Raw genomic sequence first — 2,309 nt, forward strand, 5'->3', positions numbered from 1 at the left:
CCGGCACAACTACGACAACTTTCTTGGGTAATGGTTATTTCTTCAGTACCTGTGATAATTTTAGGTTTCGGGCAAATATTTTTGGGTTGAAAAGGTTGCCGAAAAATGTGTAAGTGCCTCTTATATGAGTAGAGTTCAGTTATTATTTAGTAAATATAAAAGAATGGTTAAGGAAACACAAAATTGGGGAAATATGTGTTGAAGGATACGTCTTAATTAGTATTCTTGACCAATTCTCTAAAGAAAGACGAATATGAAATTTATATGGAGGTTCCTATGACTCCCACAATGTTACGTCAGCTTTGGTCTGTAGTAGAAAACTCCCAACCTACAACCTTAGTATCACTGGATGATGCCACCTTAGTTCAGTGGTTAATCAAACAGTTGAAAAACAGAAGTACCCTAAATTGTACAGAAGCAGATTTAATTAACGAATACATCCAATCTCGGTTGTCCTTAATTAGGGATTTAGCTGAGGAACGTTTGGAAAGTGAACCTTCACTATCAGTATAAGTTTTAATTTAAAGTAAAAATTAAAAATCAAAACTATTTAAGATCGACAGGAAAAAAATATGGAAAGTAGTTGCTTGAGAGCTTCCAGAAGCGATCGCCAAGCTTGACACTATGGTAGCTTTGAGTAGATCACTTTTTTTCAAAATAAAAAAATCAGAATAAACTATGCAAAAATGGGGATCTATTCTAATAGCAGCTATTTTAATGGTAGTGCCACTAACAGCTTGCGAAGGTGAAGGCACATCAGACCAAACAGGAGCTGGCCAAGAAAGTCAACAAACCAGCAGTCGTTTAGATATTGTCAGAAATCGTGGCAAATTAATATGTGGTGTAGAGGGCGGTATTCCTGGATTCAGTTTTGTAGACCAGAATAGTAAATACTCAGGAATAGATATAGATATCTGCAAGGCAGTAGCTGCAGCTTTATTTAACGATCCAAATTCTGTAGAATATCGTAACTTAGATTCAACAGAGCGTTTTACTGCTCTTAACGGTGGAGAAGTAGATATGCTATCTCGGAACACAACATGGACTATTAGCCGAGATACAACCGTAGGTTTAGAATTTGCCCCCACTACATTTTATGATGGACAAGGGATGATGGTTCGTCGTGATAGTGGGATTAAATCTTTAGAGGAATTGCAAGGTAAATCAGTTTGTGTGGAAGCAGGAACAACTACAGAATTAAACTTAACAGATAATCTCCGGCAAAGAAATGTACAAGCTGAGACATTAACATTTCAACAAGCAGACCCAGCTTATGCAGCTTATGCGGAGGGACGTTGTGACGGGATGACTTCTGATAAATCTCAATTATTAAGTCGCCGTAGTACCCTACCAAGTCCAAATGATCATGTGATTCTGGACGTTACTATGTCAAAGGAACCTTTAGGTCCAGTAACAAAAAATAATGATTCAGCTTGGTTTGATGTGGTAAAATGGGTAACTTATGCTTTGATAGAAGCTGAAGAGTTAGGTATTACCCAAGCAAATGTAGATGACTTGAAGCAAAATTCTGAAGACCCTACAATTAAACGCTTTTTAGGAGTAGAGGGAGACCTAGGTGAAGGTTTAGGTTTGAGTAATGATTTTGCATATCGTGTAATTAAGCAAGTTGGTAATTATGGGGAAGTCTNGATGTGGTAAAATGGGTAACTTATGCTTTGATAGAAGCTGAAGAGTTAGGTATTACCCAAGCAAATGTAGATGACTTGAAGCAAAATTCTGAAGACCCTACAATTAAACGCTTTTTAGGAGTAGAGGGAGACCTAGGTGAAGGTTTAGGTTTGAGTAATGATTTTGCATATCGTGTAATTAAGCAAGTTGGTAATTATGGGGAAGTCTATGATCGTAACTTAGGAGACAATTCTCAATTTAAGTTAGAGCGCGGTCTGAATGATTTATGGAAAAATGGTGGGTTGCTTTATTCTCCACCTTTCCGTTAACAAGAAACTCACAACAGCAAAGATTTGGGAATTAATCTACACTCAATTTCCCAAGTCTTTGATGAATTTAGAATTTAGAATTTAGAAGTTGTTTTTGTAATGGCGAGTTTCAACAACTTGCCAAAAATATTTCACCAATTAAGACAGGGTGTTAGACTCAATTATTTTGATAAATTGACGGAGATGAAAATCTATCGGCAGGAAATTGAATAAAAATTATGCAGAAGTGGATATATTTGCTCTTGACAGTTTTTATTTTTTGTACATACTTGACAAGTTAGAAAAATAACCCCTTCTGAAACAAATAGATTAGATGGGGTTTGGAGACTAAACCCCTACGATAAAATATTA

2 protein-coding genes and 1 pseudogene are annotated in these 2,309 nt (G+C 36.3%); all 3 read left to right on the plus strand.

The genetic code is table 11. The features are described from left to right. Window positions 1-276: 276 nt before the first annotated feature. Entirely contained in the window at window positions 277-513 is a 237-nt protein-coding gene (locus AFK68_RS01235; RefSeq protein WP_094670998.1) for a hypothetical protein, read from the plus strand. A gap of 165 nt (window positions 514-678) precedes the next feature. After that, on the plus strand, window positions 679-1,648 hold a 970-nt coding region (locus tag AFK68_RS01240), incomplete at its 3' end, for an amino acid ABC transporter substrate-binding protein (protein ID WP_143437399.1). A 1-nt stretch (window position 1,649) separates the two neighbouring features. Beyond that, window positions 1,650-1,958 (plus strand): annotated as a pseudogene (locus AFK68_RS40830) (amino acid ABC transporter substrate-binding protein); the annotation flags it as partial. Between the last annotated feature and the right edge of the window lie 351 nt (window positions 1,959-2,309).

The sequence above is a fragment of the Hydrocoleum sp. CS-953 genome, from assembly GCF_002260545.1.
GTDB lineage: Bacteria > Cyanobacteriota > Cyanobacteriia > Cyanobacteriales > Microcoleaceae > Trichodesmium.